Raw genomic sequence first — 15,196 nt, forward strand, 5'->3', positions numbered from 1 at the left:
TTATGTTTGAGTTACGCGTGCTTACGGGCCGTCACCAGGGGGCGGCGCTACCGGTTATGGGCGGTGAATGGACGCTCGGCCAGGGCGAAGAAGCCGATCTGTTGCTGACCGACAGCGGCGTGGCCGCACATCACGCCACGCTTTTTTTTGCCGACGAACGCTGGCAGCTTCGCGCGGCGGAAGGAAAGCTGTATACGCCCGACGGTAAAGAGAGCGAGCTGTTCGATCCGCTGCCGCCTGACCAGCCGTTTGCGCTGGGTGACGTGTGGCTGAGCCTGTCGCCTGCGGAACAACCGTGGGAAGCGATGACCGCCGCGCCGCAGCCGCTGGCTGACGCGGCGCCAGCAACGGCTGCGGCGGTGCAGGAAGCGGCGCCTGCGCCGTCGCGCACCTTCTCGCGCGGCGTGCAGGTGCTGTCAGTAAGCCTGATCCTGCTGCTGAGCTTCACCATTATCAGTTGGATCCTTCAGCCGACCGTCGCGCAAACGTCGACCACCGGTTCGAATCGCCAGGTGCTGGAAACGCTTCAGGAAGTGCGCCCGCCGCTGCTGGCAATGCTGCGCGATCGTGGCCTGACGCCCGGCGTGAAAATTGATATGGGCAAAGGGAAAATGGTGCTCAACGGCGAACTGAATAAAGATCAGTTGCAGATTCTGGAACGGATGCTGGTGCGATTTCAGGCGCAGTACAACGTCATTCCTAAACTGGTTAACAATACGCGCCAGTACAATGCGAAGCTGCCGTTTCGCATCGTGCAGATTACTACCGGCAAACGCGCCAACGTGGTGACCGATACCGGAGAGCGCCTGTTTATTGGCGATCAAAAGGATGAACTGCGCCTGGTGGCGATCACCTCATCGGAGGTGGAATTCGCCGGACGCGATCATATCAAGGTGAACTGGTAATGCAGGCGCAGCTTGATGCATGGTTTGACGCGCACCAGCAGCGTCTGGCGGGTTTCGCGCCGGTAGAGATTTTTGGCCGTATTACCGGTATCAGCGGCATCCTGCTGGAGAGCAGCCTGCCCGGCGCGCGTATTGGCGATCTCTGCCGCATCGAGGGCAAAAACAATACCCGCGTGCTGGCGGAAGTGGTGGGTTTTAATCCTCAGCACACGCTGCTTTCGGCGCTGGGCCAGCTTGATGGCATCGCGCAGGGCGCGCGCGTGACGCCGCTCTATCTGCCGCACAGCATCCGCGTTTCTGACGATCTCCTGGGCAGCGTGCTTGACGGCTTTGGCCGGCCGATTGAGGCGGGCAGCATCAGCGCCTTTGCGCAGCCGGAAGACCGCCACCGCGACGGCGTGAAAACGGTACTGGGCGACGCGCCGCCGCCGACCGAGCGCCCGCGCATTGATACGCCGCTGCCCACCGGTATGCGGGCGATTGATGGTCTGCTGACCCTCGGCGTCGGCCAGCGCGTCGGCATTTTCGCCGGTGCGGGCTGTGGTAAAACCACGCTGCTGGCGGAACTGGCGCGCAACACGCCCTGCGACGTGATCGTCTTTGGCCTGATTGGCGAGCGTGGACGCGAACTGCGCGAATTTCTCGACCACGAGCTGGACAGCGAACTGCGCAGTCGTACGGTGCTGCTCTGCGCTACCTCTGACCGCAGCAGCATGGAGCGCGCCCGCGCGGCCTTTACCGCTACCGCCATTGCCGAAGCGTTTCGCGACGAGGGTAAGAGCGTCCTGCTGATCCTTGACTCGTTGACACGTTTTGCCCGTGCCCAGCGTGAAATTGGTCTGGCGCTGGGTGAACCGCCGGGGCGCGGCGGCCTGCCGCCGTCGGTGTATACGCTGTTGCCGACGCTGCTTGAGCGCGCCGGCCAAACCTCGACCGGCGCTATTACCGCGCTCTATTCGGTGCTGATTGAGCAGGATTCGATGAACGATCCGGTGGCCGATGAGGTGCGATCGCTGATTGACGGTCATATCGTGCTGACGCGAAAACTGGCGGAGCGCGGGCACTATCCGGCCATTGACGTACTGGCCAGCCTGAGCCGAACCATGACTAACGTGGTGGAGCGACAGCAGGTCAGCGAAGCCACGTCGGTTCGCCGACTGATGGCGGCCTGGCAGCAGGTGGAGATGCTGATCCGCCTGGGCGAGTACCAGCCGGGCAACGACAGCCTGACCGACGCCGCCGTGGACGCGCAGGACGCCATTAACGGCTATCTGCAACAGGCGATGCGCGATCCTTCCACGTTTGACCAGACCTGTTCTCAACTTTCCGAGGTAAGCCGCTATGCGCCGTCACGCTAATCCAGAACCAGAAATTGAAGCCGATGCCGCTGCCATTGAGCTACAAAAAACGTTGAATATGCTGCTGCCGATCCGCCGCCAGCGCCTGAATCGCAGCGAGCGTCAGCAGCGCGAACAGGAGAGGGCGCTTCAACAGGTCATTGATAAAACGGCCGAGGGCGAGGTGCGGCTGACGCAACGCCAGCAGGATTATCAGCAGATCCGTCAGGGATTTGATGGAAAAAATCGCGGTATCAGCCAGGCAAAGTTCCGTCTCGATCGCGCGCTGGAAAGCGAACATCAGGCGCTTGAGCGCGTGGATAACGAACGGCTTGGCCTGCATCAGCTTGCGGTTGAGCAGCGCGAACGGCAGAGTAAAGTCGAGCAGGCGCAGCAGGAGACGCGCCTGCGCATGCGCGAAATGGAAAAACTGGAATATCTGTTGCAGCAGGAGGTGTTGGGATGATTCGTTCGCTTGCTCAGGCGGCTGTACAGCAGCGGATTAAAGAGGCAAATCAGCAGCAGGCTCAGCAACAGGCCGGTCGTCATCGTGCAGAAGCGCAGCTGGCCCGGCTGCGCACCAGCGAACAGCGCCGTGAATCACGCGCCACGCTGGCGCCGCAGCCCTCTCGCAGCCAGGACGAGGCCGCGCCCGCGCGCAGCACAGCGCGCAGCGAGTCGAAACGCCCGCAGCAGGAAGACAACGCGCTGTTCAGTGCGCTGCTGGATGAGAGCGATGACGTAATGACGCCGCTGTTGGCCTTTGGCGAAAGTGGATCGGGCCAACAGGGCTTTGGCGAATTAGAAGAGACCGCGACACAGGGCGGCCCACCGGCAATGGCGCTGTGGCAGGAGATTGAGCCCGCGCTCAGCGCCGCGCTCCACGATGTGCCGCCGGGCGAGATGATGCTCACTCTGATGCTGCCGAAGCTGGGCAACGTTGATGCCCATATGGCGGCGCTGCCCGGCGGCGGGTGGGATATTGCGCTTCACCTGCAACCCGGCGCCTGGCAGGCGTTGCTGCCGCACCAGGAACGCTGTCGTCTGTCGCTGCGCCAGCGAATGAACAGCCGCGTTCGCCTGCGTTTCGAGCGTCGTTCGCCGGATGAGCAGGAGCAGGCAGGATGAGCACATTATTGCGTAACGTCAGCGCCAGCGAGGCCAGGCTCAGAGAGCGGCTCGGTGGCGGCCTGTTTTATCATTATACGCTGGACGGCGAGCCTGGCGTTTTACGGCTGGCACTGGCGGAGGATCGTCACCCGACCGACCTTACCGCTTTTCGCTGCGAGGCAGGTGCCCTCGCGCTCTCTGAGCCGGAACCTGTTCTTGCGCTGATGTCCACCTGCCCCGGTTTTGCCGCCGCGCCGCAGACGCCGGAGCAGGCGTGGTACTGGCCGTGGTGGAATCAGCAACTTTCTTTCGAACTTCTTGCGCTATTCGGCCACTTATCCGTAGAGACGGAAAATGCCGGGACGGGCGATTTCCTGTTGTCGTTAACGCTGGAGTGGGGCACACAGCGCGCACAAAGCCTGCTGGCCCTCTCTTCAGCGAGTTTATCACTGCTTTTGGATAAATCAGGTTGGCAGCAGGACGCGTCACCGTTACCGGAAAGCATGATGCTTACGCTGCCGATGATTATCGGCGAATTAGTGCTGTCGCCTGCCGGGCTACAGTCCCTGCGCTGCGGGGACGTGGTGCTGCCGGATACGCAGTGGTTCACCCCTGACGGACGGGGAACCCTCCGAGGCAACGGCTGGCACCTGCAAGGCGAATTGCAGATGCAGCCCGGCGAGATGGCTCATTTTTATCTTAGCGAGACGGAGAGAATTAACGTGACCCTGACACCTGACGAGTTTGAGCACGACCACCAACATCATTCCGATCCTCAATGGGATGACGGGGCGGCCGGGGGCACCGCGGATTTTACGCCGCTGCCGCTCTCCCTTTCCGTTCGCTGCGGCCAGTTAAAGCTGACGCTGGGCGAATTGTCCACGCTGACGCCCGGCGCGATGGTGATGATTGAAAACGTCACGCCGGGCGAAGCCGTGCTCTGCCACGGTGACTATCCACTGGCGAAAGGTGAACTGGTGGACGTGGAGGGCAGGCTCGGTTTGCAAATTACGCACGTGCTGCCGGTCAGCAAAAACCCGATGAACGGGGGCGCCTGGTAGCCGTATGGATTCACTGTCGATGAACCCGATGACGCTGGCCCTGTTTCTTGGGGCGCTGTCGCTGGTGCCGATTCTGATGATTGTCTGCACCTGCTTTTTAAAAATATCGATGGTGCTGATGTTAACGCGTAACGCCATGGGGGTGCAGCAGATCCCCCCGAATATGGCTATTTATGGTATTGCGCTTGCCGCCTCGCTGTTTGTTATGGCGCCGGTATTTAACGACATAAGCCAGCGGGTGAAAACGGTGCCGATTGACACCCAGTCCGCAGAAAGGCTGGATTATACCGTCAGCAACGCCGCCGAACCGCTGAAGCGCTTTATGGTGAAAAACACCGATCCGGATATCCTGATCCATCTTCAGGAAAACGCGCAGCGCATGTGGCCGAAAGAGATGGCAGACAGCGTTTCGCATGAAAGCCCGCTGCTACTGATCCCCTCTTTTGTGCTCTCGGAATTGCAGAACGGTTTTAAAATCGGCTTTTTGATTTTCATTCCCTTTATTGTTGTCGACCTGATTGTCTCCAACGTGCTGCTGGCGTTGGGTATGCAAATGGTGTCGCCGATGACCATTTCGCTGCCGCTGAAAATTTTACTGTTCGTGCTGGTCAGCGGCTGGACACGGCTGCTCGACGGCCTGTTCTATAGCTATTTATGAGGGAACGATGGATATTTTGACGCTGTTTCGCCAGGCAATGCTGTTAGTGGTGGTGCTCTCTGCGCCGCCGCTGATCGTGGCCGTTATCGTTGGCGTCATCGTGTCGCTATTGCAGGCGGTGATGCAGTTGCAGGATCAGACGCTGCCGTTCGCCATCAAGCTGGTGGCGGTGGGCGTGGCGCTGGCGCTCTCCGGCCGCTGGATCGGCGTCGAGCTGATTGAACTGGCGCAAAGCGCATTCGCCATGATGCCAAACGTAAAGTACTGATATGTGGAATAACCTCCTGCACGATGGCTACTACTTCATTCTTGCCCTTGTGCTGTCGATGGCGCGTATCTTCCCCTGCCTGCTGCTCTCACCGGTCTTCTCTTTCAACGCGATCAAAGGCGGCCTGCGTTCCGCTATTGTGCTGTCGCTGGCGCTGTTTCCGGCGCCGATGATCCAACAACAGATTGCCATTAATGACCCTTCGATGTTTCTGATGGCCGCACTGGCGGTAAAAGAAGTGATCATCGGCGTGATAATTGGCCTGCTCATGGCAATGCCGTTCTGGCTGTTTGAGTCGGTTGGCGCGCTGTTTGATAACCAGCGCGGCGCGTTGATGGGCGGTCAGCTCAACCCGCAGTTGGGGCCGGACGCCACGCCGCTGGGCTTTTTGATGCAGCAGACCGTTATTCTGCTGCTGGTGGTTGGGCTGGGCCTTTCAACGCTGACGCAAATTATCTGGGACAGCTACAGCCTGTGGCCGCCGATGCAGTGGCTGCCGCTGCCTTCAGAGGCAGGTTTTAACGTCTATCTCGATCTGCTGGGCGGGATATTCACGCATATCGTGCTGTATGCCGGACCGCTGGTAGCGCTGCTGCTGCTGGTCGATTTCAGCGTGGGCATTCTGAGTATCTACAGCCCGCAGCTTCAGGCGACGGTGCTGGCGATGCCGGTAAAATGCCTGTTGGGCATGCTGTTTTTCGTTCTCTATTTTCCAATTCTCAATTATGTTGCCGACGAGCGCCTGTTCGACCTGAAAGATCTGGTCCCTCAGCTTACGGATATATTGGGTAAAGGGAGCCGGTAATGGCAGAAAAAACGGAAAAGGCCACCTCCCAAAAACTGAAAGAATCGCGAAAAAAAGGCCAGGTCGGGCAAACGCCCGATATTCCTAAGCTGCTTATCTGTATTGGCGTAATGGAGACAATTTTTGCGCTGGCCGAGGGGGGAATGCAGCGCATGCAGGCAATGATCATGCTGCCGCTGAGCCGTCTGAGCGATCCTTTTGGTCATGCGGTGCAGGAAGTGGTGCTGGATGGGCTGATGGTGCTGCTCTATTTCTGCGGCATCGTCTGCGCGCTGATTTTTCTGCTGCGTATCATCGGCGGCTGGGTGCAGTTTGGTCCGCTGTTTGCTACCGAAGCGCTCGAGCCAAAATTTGAAGCGCTCAATCCTGTCGGTCAGATAAAAAATATGTTTTCCGCCAAACAGTTCACGACGCTGCTGACCAGCGTGCTGAAATCTATCGCTATTGGCGTGGTGTTTTATCTGGTCATCAAACCGGATCTGGGCCCGCTGGCGCAGCTGGCATACAGTGATAACCTCAACGGCTTCTGGCTGTCAGTGCTGGCGCTGTTTAAGAAGATCGTGCGGGAGACGCTGGTGCTGCTGCTGGTGATGAGCCTGCTCGATTTTGGCCTGCAAAAGTATTTCTTCCTCAAGCAGCAGCGCATGAGCCATGAAGACATCCGCAACGAATATAAGCAGAGCGAAGGCGACCCGCACATGAAAGGCCATCGTAAATCAGTGGCGCATGAAATCCTTAATGAGGCGCCAAAGCCGCTGAAGCGCGACGTGACCCTGGAGGATGCCGATATGGTGTTGGTCAATCCTACGCACTTTGCCGTCGGGCTCTACTATCGTCCCGGCGAGACGCCGCTGCCGCGAATGGTATTTAAGTCCGAGGGGTATGAAGCACAGGATATTATTGAGGAGGCGCAAAACCGCAATATGCCGGTAATCCGTTTTGTCTGGCTGACGCGCACGCTGTTCCGCACCGTAGAAGAGGGCGACTATATTCCACGCGAAACGCTAAAGGCCGTTGCTCAGGTTTATCGTCTGCTGAAGGAACTGGAAAATCAGGAGCTGGACGGCATCGTTGAGATTGAAGATTAACGACTTAGTTTTTAAGCCGAAAAAAAAACGAAAATTAAGATATTTTTTTGGAACCATCCGGTGGGTTCTCCCACTTAATAATCGAATGCATGAGTATTCATATATCAACTTCGAGAGGATATTAACATGGGTTACGATAGCGTCGGCACATCCCTTGGTGGTGCTTCCAGCAGCTTACAGTCTAATAAAACTCAGCTTGAGCAAAGCCAGAGTGGCTCAGATTACGCCTCTGATATGGCTGGTATCATGAAGCAAACGCAGCAGGATAACCTGCAGAAAGCAGAAATGGACCGTCAGTTGGCGAAATCCAACGGTCAGGCAAACAGCGCAACAACCGCTGCTTCTGCGGCGAACCAGAACAAAATTACGTATTAATCATTCATACGTACTGAATATCGAATTTAAAAAAGGGCCGTATGGCCCTTTCCAATTATTTAAACGGTAAAACGTTGCCGTATGATTATTGATACCAACAGATACCCAGGATAAGCGGAGCGTTATATGTCATATAAAAGCTTAAGTTCACCCGGTGATGCCCAGTCCGATTATGCTCAGCAAATGGATAATATCCGGCTGAAAACGCAGCAGGATATGTTGGAAAAAAACCAAACGGATTTTGAAAACTTACTGACAAATACTGTTGCCAGTGCGTCATCGCAGGAAAATACGGCAATTACCCAAAGTAAACTGCAATTCTGATTACCCTGACCCTTCTGACAGCGTACGCACACAGCTCTACCTCTAATCGCAGCGCCGCCGACAGGTCAGCCCCTCATACTTTCTCCGTTAACATCAGCAGACACGACAGGCATTCTCTGCGGCGGATAACAGGCTATCCGACGCAAAGAATGCGTTGAAACCTCTGTATTTCATTACTTCACCGTTGTGATTTTACTGTCAGCGTTTATGGCCGGGATGAGGCTTCTTACGGGGAACGATAGCGCTACTGCAAATTCAGCAGCGAACTCAGCATGCTGATTAAGGCATAGGGATCGTCATCAGACGAGGGATGACAGCACACAGCAAGCGAACCATCCGCCTCTATACTGATAAAGCAGCCATCATAGCGGTCTGGGTGTTGAAAGCGCCAGGTGAGTACCTGGCGTAGCAGTGAGTCGCTCAGAAAAGAAGGCAGGATGCGGAGCGTTAGCGTGGGTTGCGGCTGCGGCGAAAAAGCCAGTTCGCTGCCGGGTCGAAACGTCTGGCAACAGCCTTCGCCGCGCTGCCAGGCCGTCAGGAAAGCCGCAATCCCCTCGCTCATTCGTTAACCGACGCCTGCGTATAGTCGAAGGGACCATTGCGCATATCCGGCTGCCACCAGATCGTCATCGCGTGATCGTCCGATACCGGACGACAGGAGACATCGTTACAGCCGGGCAGTCGTGGGTTGGCGCAGGCGGCCAGCAACATGGCCAGCGCCAGCACACACAGCGGTTTTTTCATCTTCATCTCTTCCTTTCTTCATTAGCGCGACAGCATGCGGGTTGACGATGTACTGACGGCGGCCGGTGCCGGCACGTAGCCATCCTGCGATTTCAGCAGCGAAACGCGGGACGGTCGCGCCGGGATCTGCGTGTCATAGGCCACGTAAACCTCGGTGGATTCGCCTGGCTTCAGGCGGGTATGTGGCCAGGCCGACACGGCAAGCGTACGATCGCTGCGGCAGGAAGCTTCGTCGAAACGCGCCTCTTTGCCGCTGGTGTTGGTCAGCACGCCTACCGCGATCTGCATTGAGCTGTTGCCATACCACTGGTGCCTTGCACTGCTGCGGAAAGTGAAAGGTATGTTGCACAGTGAGCCCAGATTCAGCCCGTTCTGGCTGGCGCTCAGCCCGCCCGGCACGCGGCCTTCCGCCAGATCCTGCATCGCGCTTTCAATGGTCCGTTTCATGTCGCCAAACTGATGGCGACGACTGATATCGCGCAGCGTATCATTGACCTGATCGCGGTTTTCCGCGTCAACATAGCGCGAAGGATCGACCTGGTCGCCGATCAGATGCGGCGTAATAATAAACAGCCGCTCGCGCTGCGTTGCAGTGCGGTTATTCGAGGTGAAAAGCTTACCGATCAACGGGATTTTACCCAGAATCGGTATCCGCTCTTCATTATCGCCGCTTTCTTTGGTGTGGAATCCACCCATCACCAGCGAGCGTTTTTCCTGCACCAGCGCCTGCGTGCTGATCACGCCGTTTTCCGTGCCCTGGGCGCTGCCGTCGGTATTTTGATTCAGCTTGCCGTCTTCCACGTCCACCACCAGCTGCACCGAGGTTTTGCCTGGCGTATCGCCGATGGAGCGCGGCGTTACGCGCAGGCTGGTGCCAGCGGTGATCTCGCGGATATCCGCCACGCGCTCGCCAATTGCGGTAATGAAAGCGGTATTGCTGAAGTCGATAACGGCCGGCTGATTTTCCAGCGTCAGTACCGAAGGGTTGGCAATAATAGAGGCCGTGCCTTCACCCTCCAGCGCCTGAATATCGGCGAAAAAGCGGTTGAAGTCGGTGACGAACAGCGTGCTGGTGCCGCCCAGCATGGACGAGCCGCCGGTGACGTTGCCAAAGCGGCCCGACCAGTTGGAGGAGAGTCGTGCCAGTTCGTTGCGATCGATATCAATAATCACCGCGTCAATTTCCACCAGCTTCTGCGGCACGTCAATCATCTGCACCAGTTGCTGATATTCGCTGCGCAGTTTTTTATTGTCGCGCACCAGCAGGGTATTGTTACGCACGTCGGCGGAAACTTTACCCTGCAATTCGGCGCCGTCCACCCGGCTTTCGTCTTTATTACGATTCAGACGGGTGTTGCGGCCTATCATTTGACTAAGGATGTTGCGACTTTGACTTTGCATGGCCTGATAGGCACTGTCTTCGTTGCTGTTTTGATTATCCTGCGTCAATGTCATGCCACTTGCTGAACCGCCGGCATTTTGCCCTAACAGCTCATTGAGCATGGTCGCGACACCGGGAACCACCAGCGTCTGATCGCGGAATTTTATCGTGCGATCCGCCACATCGGCATATTTCAGCGGAAAAGCCATCATTTGTTTATCTTCTTTCGGCTCTTCCGGCTCCGATTTCTTACTGAAATCGGCGATCATGTCGACATATTTGGGCGGCCCGGACACCAGCACCACGCCCTCATCCGGCAGTTCGCCCCAGCCGAAACGCGGCTCAAGTAGCCCCACGCCTTCAAGCGCCTGTTTGATATCCGGCGCAGCATCTGCGCTGATTTTCAAACGGCGAGAGGTCTGTTCTGATTGCGGGCTGACGTAGAGCGTATTGTTATAAACGAACCACTGAAAGCGATATTCCAGCGCGAGACGATTGAGGAAGGCTTCGGCGGAATCGGAGCGGAGACGGGCGGTCACAAACGTATCCGGCAGACCGGTAACGTTGGCATCCACACCATGGCTGCTGGCAAAGTCCTGAAGAATGACGCTGAGCGGCGTGTTGTCTGCGGAGTAGGCGTAAGCGCCATCTTTCCAGTCGTCGGGGGTATTCGCGTAGCTGTGTGAAACAGATAATCCAATCGCCACTGCCAGTAAGAGTGGACGAAATGGTCGTAAAGTGGTCAGCGTCTTGCGCACGCTTCTCTCCTTGTTATACGGACATCTTAACGCGTTGCTGCGTTAACACACTTAGCAGGGTTTCCTGCCAGACTTCACACTGGTTGCAGATGCTTTCCAGCAGAGACAAAGCATAGTCGGTCTGATCGTTCTTAAGGCGTACTATCAGGTTCAGCGTCTCATTCTGCGGATTAAAGCAGAGCGCCGCGGCATTAGCGGTAAAATGCACCAGCGCAGGGGCGGTAAGACGCAGCGCGAGCTCAATCACCTGCAAGCTGATCTCAACGCCGAGGGTTAATTCAACAAGATAAAACCAGCCGCCGGGCCGGCGCTGTAGACTGACAGGCATATCATCAATCAACAGCGCCAGCTCGCCGCTGGTTTTCTCTAACTGTTGCTCAATCAGCGCGGCAACATCAGTTGATGGCATCAATGATCGCCTTGCGCATACCGTGCTTGAACTGGGTATACTGCGAATTCGCCCAGTTGGCGCCGGAAACATTCATCATTTCATTCTGGAAGGCGTAAATGTCGCTAACGTTTACCGATCCATTCTGGCTGTCTTGTGCGAACTGATACATATCATTTCGCGCATGGTTCAACTGATTGCTTAAACGGCGTTGGATTGCATCGTTGTTGCTCATCGTGTTATCTCCTGTGAGGGTCTGGAGTTGAGTGGCGCGAAACGATGCACGGTTCCCGTTGCCGGAAAAAATGTTAACAGACAAGGAACGTTCGGGAAAGAGAAGGTTAATTAGCCGGTAATAATGCGTCGAAAATGTGTTTCCAACTGAGGTGAAGTTCACCGCGCCCGGTGGTGAGGATTAACGCATCATCATCCAGTGCTGCGTCAGTACTGACTTCCCATGTCAGTTGTGGATGTGCCGCCAGCCATTCTTCAATGGCGGACTGCTGAGCCGGGGCGCAAATCAGCGTGGCAGCGCCCTGGCGACCCTGCGCTTTGACTAACTGACTGAGCATTGCCTGCAAGCGAGCCGCATCGGGCTGTTCATCAAGCAACTGACTCATTGCCTGGGTGAGCAGCGCTTCCGCCCTGGGCATCAGCGCATGCTGCCACTGCTGTTCCTGCTCCTGCCAATGGTCAAAAAGCTGCTGTGCCTGGGTGATAAAATCCTGTTGTTGTTGGATCATCTGCTCTTCCAGCGCCTGTTCAACGCGCTGACGAGCCTCATCGAGCAACACGCTGGCCTGGCGTTCAGCCTGTTCGATACGCTCCAGAGCCTGCTCTTCAGCACGTTGAACCACCGTCAGCGCCTGCTGATGTTCCGCAATCGCTTCACGCGTCAGCACATTACTTTGCGATAGCTGCGGGTCACTCAGCAGGGTTATTTTCTTGCGGATCCACATGTAGAGCACTCTCCGGTTGCTGAATTTGCCAAATTACCGCATCCCATAACGCGGCCAGCCGGGAGGCCGGGAGCGCAACGGCGGGATACTCATCGACTTGCATTGCCCACCCTCGGGGAAAAAGCAGGCGCAGCCGTGGCCAACTCTCCGGCGACAGACCGCGCAGCAATAACAGGCTGCCCGTTGTCCAGGGATGAAAACAGTCATTGCTCAACCAGTTGTCACAGCGTAGCGCCTTTGTCAGGCGCCGGCACCAGATCAGATTGGCCGAGGTGAGCATCTCCGGCGCTGACTGTGGCGCGCAGATCCCGGCCAGCAGCCCCAGCGAATGCGCGCGCGCGTCGGCAGGCAGGTCGATAAAGGCGAGCAGGCGTGCCTGCGGGGCCGGTGGCAGAGCAGGGCGAATGGCAAACCCCGTGGCGACTGCCTGCGGATGCTGCCAGCAAAGCCGCTGCTGCTGTTCCGGGGGCAGAGCAAAGAAACTGTTTTCCTGCCAGCTGGCATCCGCCTGCTGCCAGTAACCCTGGTGCCACCAGTGCAGCCAGCGCCCGGCCTGCTCTTCACTCCACTCCATCCTTTACTTGCCTGCCGCCGTTGCGGGTTTTGTCTTGCCCGCCTTCAGCTTTTTGCCAGGCTTCAGGAACATAATGCCGAAAGCAATCATTAACATAATGGCAAACAGCGAAAAGACCCATTTCACCGTGGAGTACTCGCCCGGCGTCAGCTGGAACGGCCCCATTTTTACCACTTCGATACGATCCTCGTAGGTCTGCGCCGGAACAAACACAATGGCCAGATCTTTACTGGTTTTGCCAGCCAGGCCGGGAATGCTGGTGGCGACCATCTGGCGAATACGCGGCTCAATACTGTCGGGATCGAGATTGTTGTGGTATTTAATAAATACCGAAGCCGAAGCGGGCTGCATCGGTTCGCCCGGCGCCAGACGCTCAGGCAGCACCACATGCACGCGCGCCACTACCACGCCATCAATCTGCGCCAGCGTCGACTCCACTTCCTGGGAAAGCGCGTAAATATAGCGCGCGCGCTCTTCCATCGGGCTGGAGATGACGCCACTCTTCTGGAAGACCTCGCCCAGGTTAGTACGCGCCTTGCGGGGAAGACCGGCAGAATCAAGAATCTTTACGCTTCGCTGAATATTTTCTGCGTCTACCGACACCGATATACCGCTTTTATCAATCAGTTTTTCCGCCGCAATCTGATGCTGATTCAACTCCGCAACAATATCGTTGGCGTCATTCTCAGCCAGTCCGCTGTAGAGCACGGTTTTATCGCCGCAGCCCGTAAGCAGCAGCATCAGCGACAGCAGCGGCAGCCATTTCAGCAGAAAGTTTTTCATTTTATTCGCTATTGTAAGTTGGTCAGTTTATCAATGCTTTGCACGCCTTTAGAGACGATCTTGGCATTCATTAAGTTTTCAATGTAATAGTCGGATAAGGCAGCGCTGGCCTGATTAAATTCGGCCATATTGGAAGATCGGGACGCCGTTTGTAACTCTTTGAGCGTCTCTTTTCGTTGTTGATCGTTGTTATGCATTGAATCAGCCAGACCTTTAAACATATTCGTCACATTTCCTGGCGCTGAGACTTTTTCGACCTGTGGCTCCTCCTTCAACTGGGCAGAGAAGAAATCAATATCGGTTTGTTCAGGTTGTAGCAGTGCTGATTGCCCGGAAAAATCGTTTTGTGCCAGTCCTGAGTCTGATGATGATATTTTCATGATTATTCGCTCATGCTGATGAAAAGAGTGAAGAAATAGTGCAAATCAATGGCTGCGTTCGGCTGAAGAGATCGCTATTGCGTTTCAACCTGTGTTGCAGTGGAGCCGTTGTCCCTGTCGGTGTGGCTACGCCAAACCTCATGCTGCTGACGGCTCCTCTGAGGTGGATCTCACACTGCATTCCTGTGATTAAGTGGCAGCGAAATGTGCAGGGTTCCAAAATTATTTTTTTATCCCATTCCTCCGGCGCTGGTTCAGGCCACGATGTTCAGTATTTTGATACGGTGATAAAGCGTGCGACGAGGAATGCCCAGTTCGTGAACGACGTTATCAATTTTGTGACCGTGACGATCCAGGCACTCTTTTATCAAACTGCGTTCGATACGGCGCAGGCGATCTTTTAGCAGTGTTGCTTCGCCATCCATGGGGGAAATATCACGCAGCGGCGGCAGGCGCAGCACATGGCGCTCCGCAGCGGCTTTCAGTTCGCGGATATTTCCCGGCCAGCTATGCAGCAGCAGCGCTTCATCCAGCGGCAGCGAGCGCGGCGGCACCGACTGCTTTAACCGCATTGCCGCTTCCTGCGTAAAACGACGAAACAGCGGGATGATCAGCTCCGCGTGCGCGCGCACGGTTGGCGTTTCAATTTTGATGGTGGAGAGGCGGAAGAAGAGATCGCTGCGAAAACGGCCCTGTTCCACCAGCTCTGCCAGCGGCGTCTGTGAGGCAGCAATCACGCGCAGATCCAGCCCAACAGGCTGCGTCGATCCCAGCCGCTGTATTGAACGTGTTTCCAGCACGCGTAGCAGCTTGGCCTGGAGAATAAGCGGCATGCTGTCGATTTCATCAAGGAACAGAATGCCTTTGTCCGCCGTTTCAATGTAGCCTGCACGTGAGTGACTGGCGCCGGTATAGGCACCGGCCATCACGCCGAATAATTCGCTTTCGGCGAGGTTTTCCGGAATGGCGGCGCAGTTAACCGGCACCAGCGGTCCTTTCGCGCCGGATAGCTGATAGATGCGGCGGGTGAGGGTATCTTTCCCTGTGCCGGTTTCTCCTTCCAGCAGCAGATCCACTTTTAACGGCGCCAGCGTATTCACTATTTGATGCAAATGCGCATGAATATCCGGCGCAGCGGCGTCGTTTGCCGCCGTTGGGATGCCCGCATCACAGGCGGTTAGAGAACTTTCCTGACGACGACCGGTAACATCACGGCAGGTAATCTGGCCTTTTAGCTGTTTTTCACTACCCGTAATCATATGCTCTCCTGTCTTCCCTCAGACGAATTATGAAAATTC

Annotated in this window: 21 protein-coding genes; 11 read left to right on the forward strand and 10 right to left on the reverse strand. The window is 56.4% G+C overall.

Annotated features, from left to right (window positions below):
• Positions 1-2 precede the first annotated feature (2 nt).
• From FA91_RS05220 to FA91_RS05270, 11 genes are all read left to right on the forward strand, one after another.
• Positions 3-905: an FHA domain-containing protein gene (locus FA91_RS05220; RefSeq protein WP_034919000.1), complete on the forward strand. Its 903-nt coding sequence runs from the start codon at positions 3-5 to the stop codon at positions 903-905.
• Complete coding sequence (gene sctN / locus FA91_RS05225) at positions 905-2,263, forward strand: type III secretion system ATPase SctN (RefSeq protein ID WP_034913228.1); 1,359 nt, start codon at positions 905-907, stop codon at positions 2,261-2,263. Before FA91_RS05220 ends, sctN begins: the two co-directional genes overlap by 1 nt.
• Entirely contained in the window at positions 2,247-2,708 is a 462-nt protein-coding gene (locus FA91_RS05230) for a hypothetical protein (RefSeq protein WP_034913231.1), read from the forward strand. The genes sctN and FA91_RS05230 overlap by 17 nt, the downstream gene beginning before the upstream one ends.
• A complete protein-coding gene (locus FA91_RS20055) occupies positions 2,705-3,370 on the forward strand; it encodes a type III secretion system HrpP C-terminal domain-containing protein (RefSeq protein WP_051937042.1) in 666 nt (221 codons plus the stop codon). Before FA91_RS05230 ends, FA91_RS20055 begins: the two co-directional genes overlap by 4 nt.
• The gene (gene sctQ / locus FA91_RS05240) at positions 3,367-4,413 is read left to right on the forward strand and encodes a type III secretion system cytoplasmic ring protein SctQ (RefSeq protein WP_051937044.1); all 1,047 of its coding nucleotides are present in this window, start codon (positions 3,367-3,369) and stop codon (positions 4,411-4,413) included. Before FA91_RS20055 ends, sctQ begins: the two co-directional genes overlap by 4 nt.
• A 4-nt stretch (positions 4,414-4,417) precedes the next feature.
• Positions 4,418-5,071, forward strand: coding sequence for a type III secretion system export apparatus subunit SctR (gene sctR, locus FA91_RS05245; protein WP_034913234.1), 654 nt, complete (start codon positions 4,418-4,420; stop codon positions 5,069-5,071).
• A gap of 7 nt (positions 5,072-5,078) precedes the next feature.
• Positions 5,079-5,339 (forward strand): type III secretion system export apparatus subunit SctS, encoded by a 261-nt coding sequence (gene sctS, locus FA91_RS05250; RefSeq protein ID WP_034913236.1) that lies wholly within the window; start codon positions 5,079-5,081, stop codon positions 5,337-5,339.
• A gap of 1 nt (position 5,340) precedes the next feature.
• Positions 5,341-6,144 carry a type III secretion system export apparatus subunit SctT gene (sctT, locus tag FA91_RS05255; protein ID WP_034913239.1) on the forward strand — a complete coding sequence of 268 codons (804 nt, stop codon included), beginning with the start codon at positions 5,341-5,343 and terminating at the stop codon, positions 6,142-6,144.
• Positions 6,144-7,232, forward strand: coding sequence for a type III secretion system export apparatus subunit SctU (gene sctU / locus FA91_RS05260; RefSeq protein ID WP_034913243.1), 1,089 nt, complete (start codon positions 6,144-6,146; stop codon positions 7,230-7,232). Before sctT ends, sctU begins: the two co-directional genes overlap by 1 nt.
• 126 nt (positions 7,233-7,358) lie before the next feature.
• On the forward strand, positions 7,359-7,607 hold the full coding sequence (locus FA91_RS05265) for a hypothetical protein (RefSeq protein WP_034913246.1): 249 nt from the start codon (positions 7,359-7,361) through the stop codon (positions 7,605-7,607).
• A gap of 126 nt (positions 7,608-7,733) precedes the next feature.
• Positions 7,734-7,931, forward strand: coding sequence for a hypothetical protein (locus FA91_RS05270; protein WP_034913250.1), 198 nt, complete (start codon positions 7,734-7,736; stop codon positions 7,929-7,931).
• Between the two features lie 244 nt (positions 7,932-8,175).
• Here the strand turns inward: FA91_RS05270 and FA91_RS05275 are convergent, their stop codons facing one another.
• The 10 genes from FA91_RS05275 to FA91_RS05320 all read right to left on the reverse strand — a co-directional run bounded on the left by FA91_RS05275 (position 8,176) and on the right by FA91_RS05320 (position 15,157).
• Positions 8,176-8,493 (reverse strand): hypothetical protein, encoded by a 318-nt coding sequence (locus tag FA91_RS05275; RefSeq protein WP_034913254.1) that lies wholly within the window; start codon positions 8,491-8,493, stop codon positions 8,176-8,178.
• The gene (hrpT, locus tag FA91_RS05280) at positions 8,490-8,675 is read right to left on the reverse strand and encodes an HrpT family type III secretion system protein (RefSeq protein ID WP_034913255.1); all 186 of its coding nucleotides are present in this window, start codon (positions 8,673-8,675) and stop codon (positions 8,490-8,492) included. The genes FA91_RS05275 and hrpT overlap by 4 nt, the downstream gene beginning before the upstream one ends.
• A gap of 21 nt (positions 8,676-8,696) precedes the next feature.
• On the reverse strand, positions 8,697-10,814 hold the full coding sequence (gene sctC, locus FA91_RS05285) for a type III secretion system outer membrane ring subunit SctC (protein ID WP_231566749.1): 2,118 nt from the start codon (positions 10,812-10,814) through the stop codon (positions 8,697-8,699).
• Between the two features lie 13 nt (positions 10,815-10,827).
• On the reverse strand, positions 10,828-11,223 hold the full coding sequence (locus tag FA91_RS05290; RefSeq protein WP_034913257.1) for a hypothetical protein: 396 nt from the start codon (positions 11,221-11,223) through the stop codon (positions 10,828-10,830).
• On the reverse strand, positions 11,210-11,437 hold the full coding sequence (locus FA91_RS05295; RefSeq protein WP_034913260.1) for an HrpF protein: 228 nt from the start codon (positions 11,435-11,437) through the stop codon (positions 11,210-11,212). Before FA91_RS05295 ends, FA91_RS05290 begins: the two co-directional genes overlap by 14 nt.
• 106 nt (positions 11,438-11,543) lie before the next feature.
• Positions 11,544-12,161, reverse strand: coding sequence for a type III secretion system stator protein SctL (gene sctL, locus FA91_RS20060; RefSeq protein ID WP_051937046.1), 618 nt, complete (start codon positions 12,159-12,161; stop codon positions 11,544-11,546).
• On the reverse strand, positions 12,127-12,735 hold the full coding sequence (locus FA91_RS05305; protein WP_051937047.1) for a hypothetical protein: 609 nt from the start codon (positions 12,733-12,735) through the stop codon (positions 12,127-12,129). Before FA91_RS05305 ends, sctL begins: the two co-directional genes overlap by 35 nt.
• A gap of 3 nt (positions 12,736-12,738) precedes the next feature.
• The gene (gene sctJ / locus FA91_RS05310) at positions 12,739-13,518 is read right to left on the reverse strand and encodes a type III secretion inner membrane ring lipoprotein SctJ (protein ID WP_034913262.1); all 780 of its coding nucleotides are present in this window, start codon (positions 13,516-13,518) and stop codon (positions 12,739-12,741) included.
• Positions 13,519-13,526: 8 nt separating this feature from the next.
• Complete coding sequence (locus FA91_RS20390; RefSeq protein WP_034913264.1) at positions 13,527-13,898, reverse strand: EscI/YscI/HrpB family type III secretion system inner rod protein; 372 nt, start codon at positions 13,896-13,898, stop codon at positions 13,527-13,529.
• Positions 13,899-14,152: 254 nt separating this feature from the next.
• A complete protein-coding gene (locus FA91_RS05320) occupies positions 14,153-15,157 on the reverse strand; it encodes a sigma 54-interacting transcriptional regulator (protein WP_082212574.1) in 1,005 nt (334 codons plus the stop codon).
• Between the last annotated feature and the right edge of the window lie 39 nt (positions 15,158-15,196).

Origin of the sequence: Erwinia sp. 9145, assembly GCF_000745075.1 — a bacterium.
Taxonomy (GTDB): domain Bacteria; phylum Pseudomonadota; class Gammaproteobacteria; order Enterobacterales; family Enterobacteriaceae; genus Erwinia; species Erwinia oleae.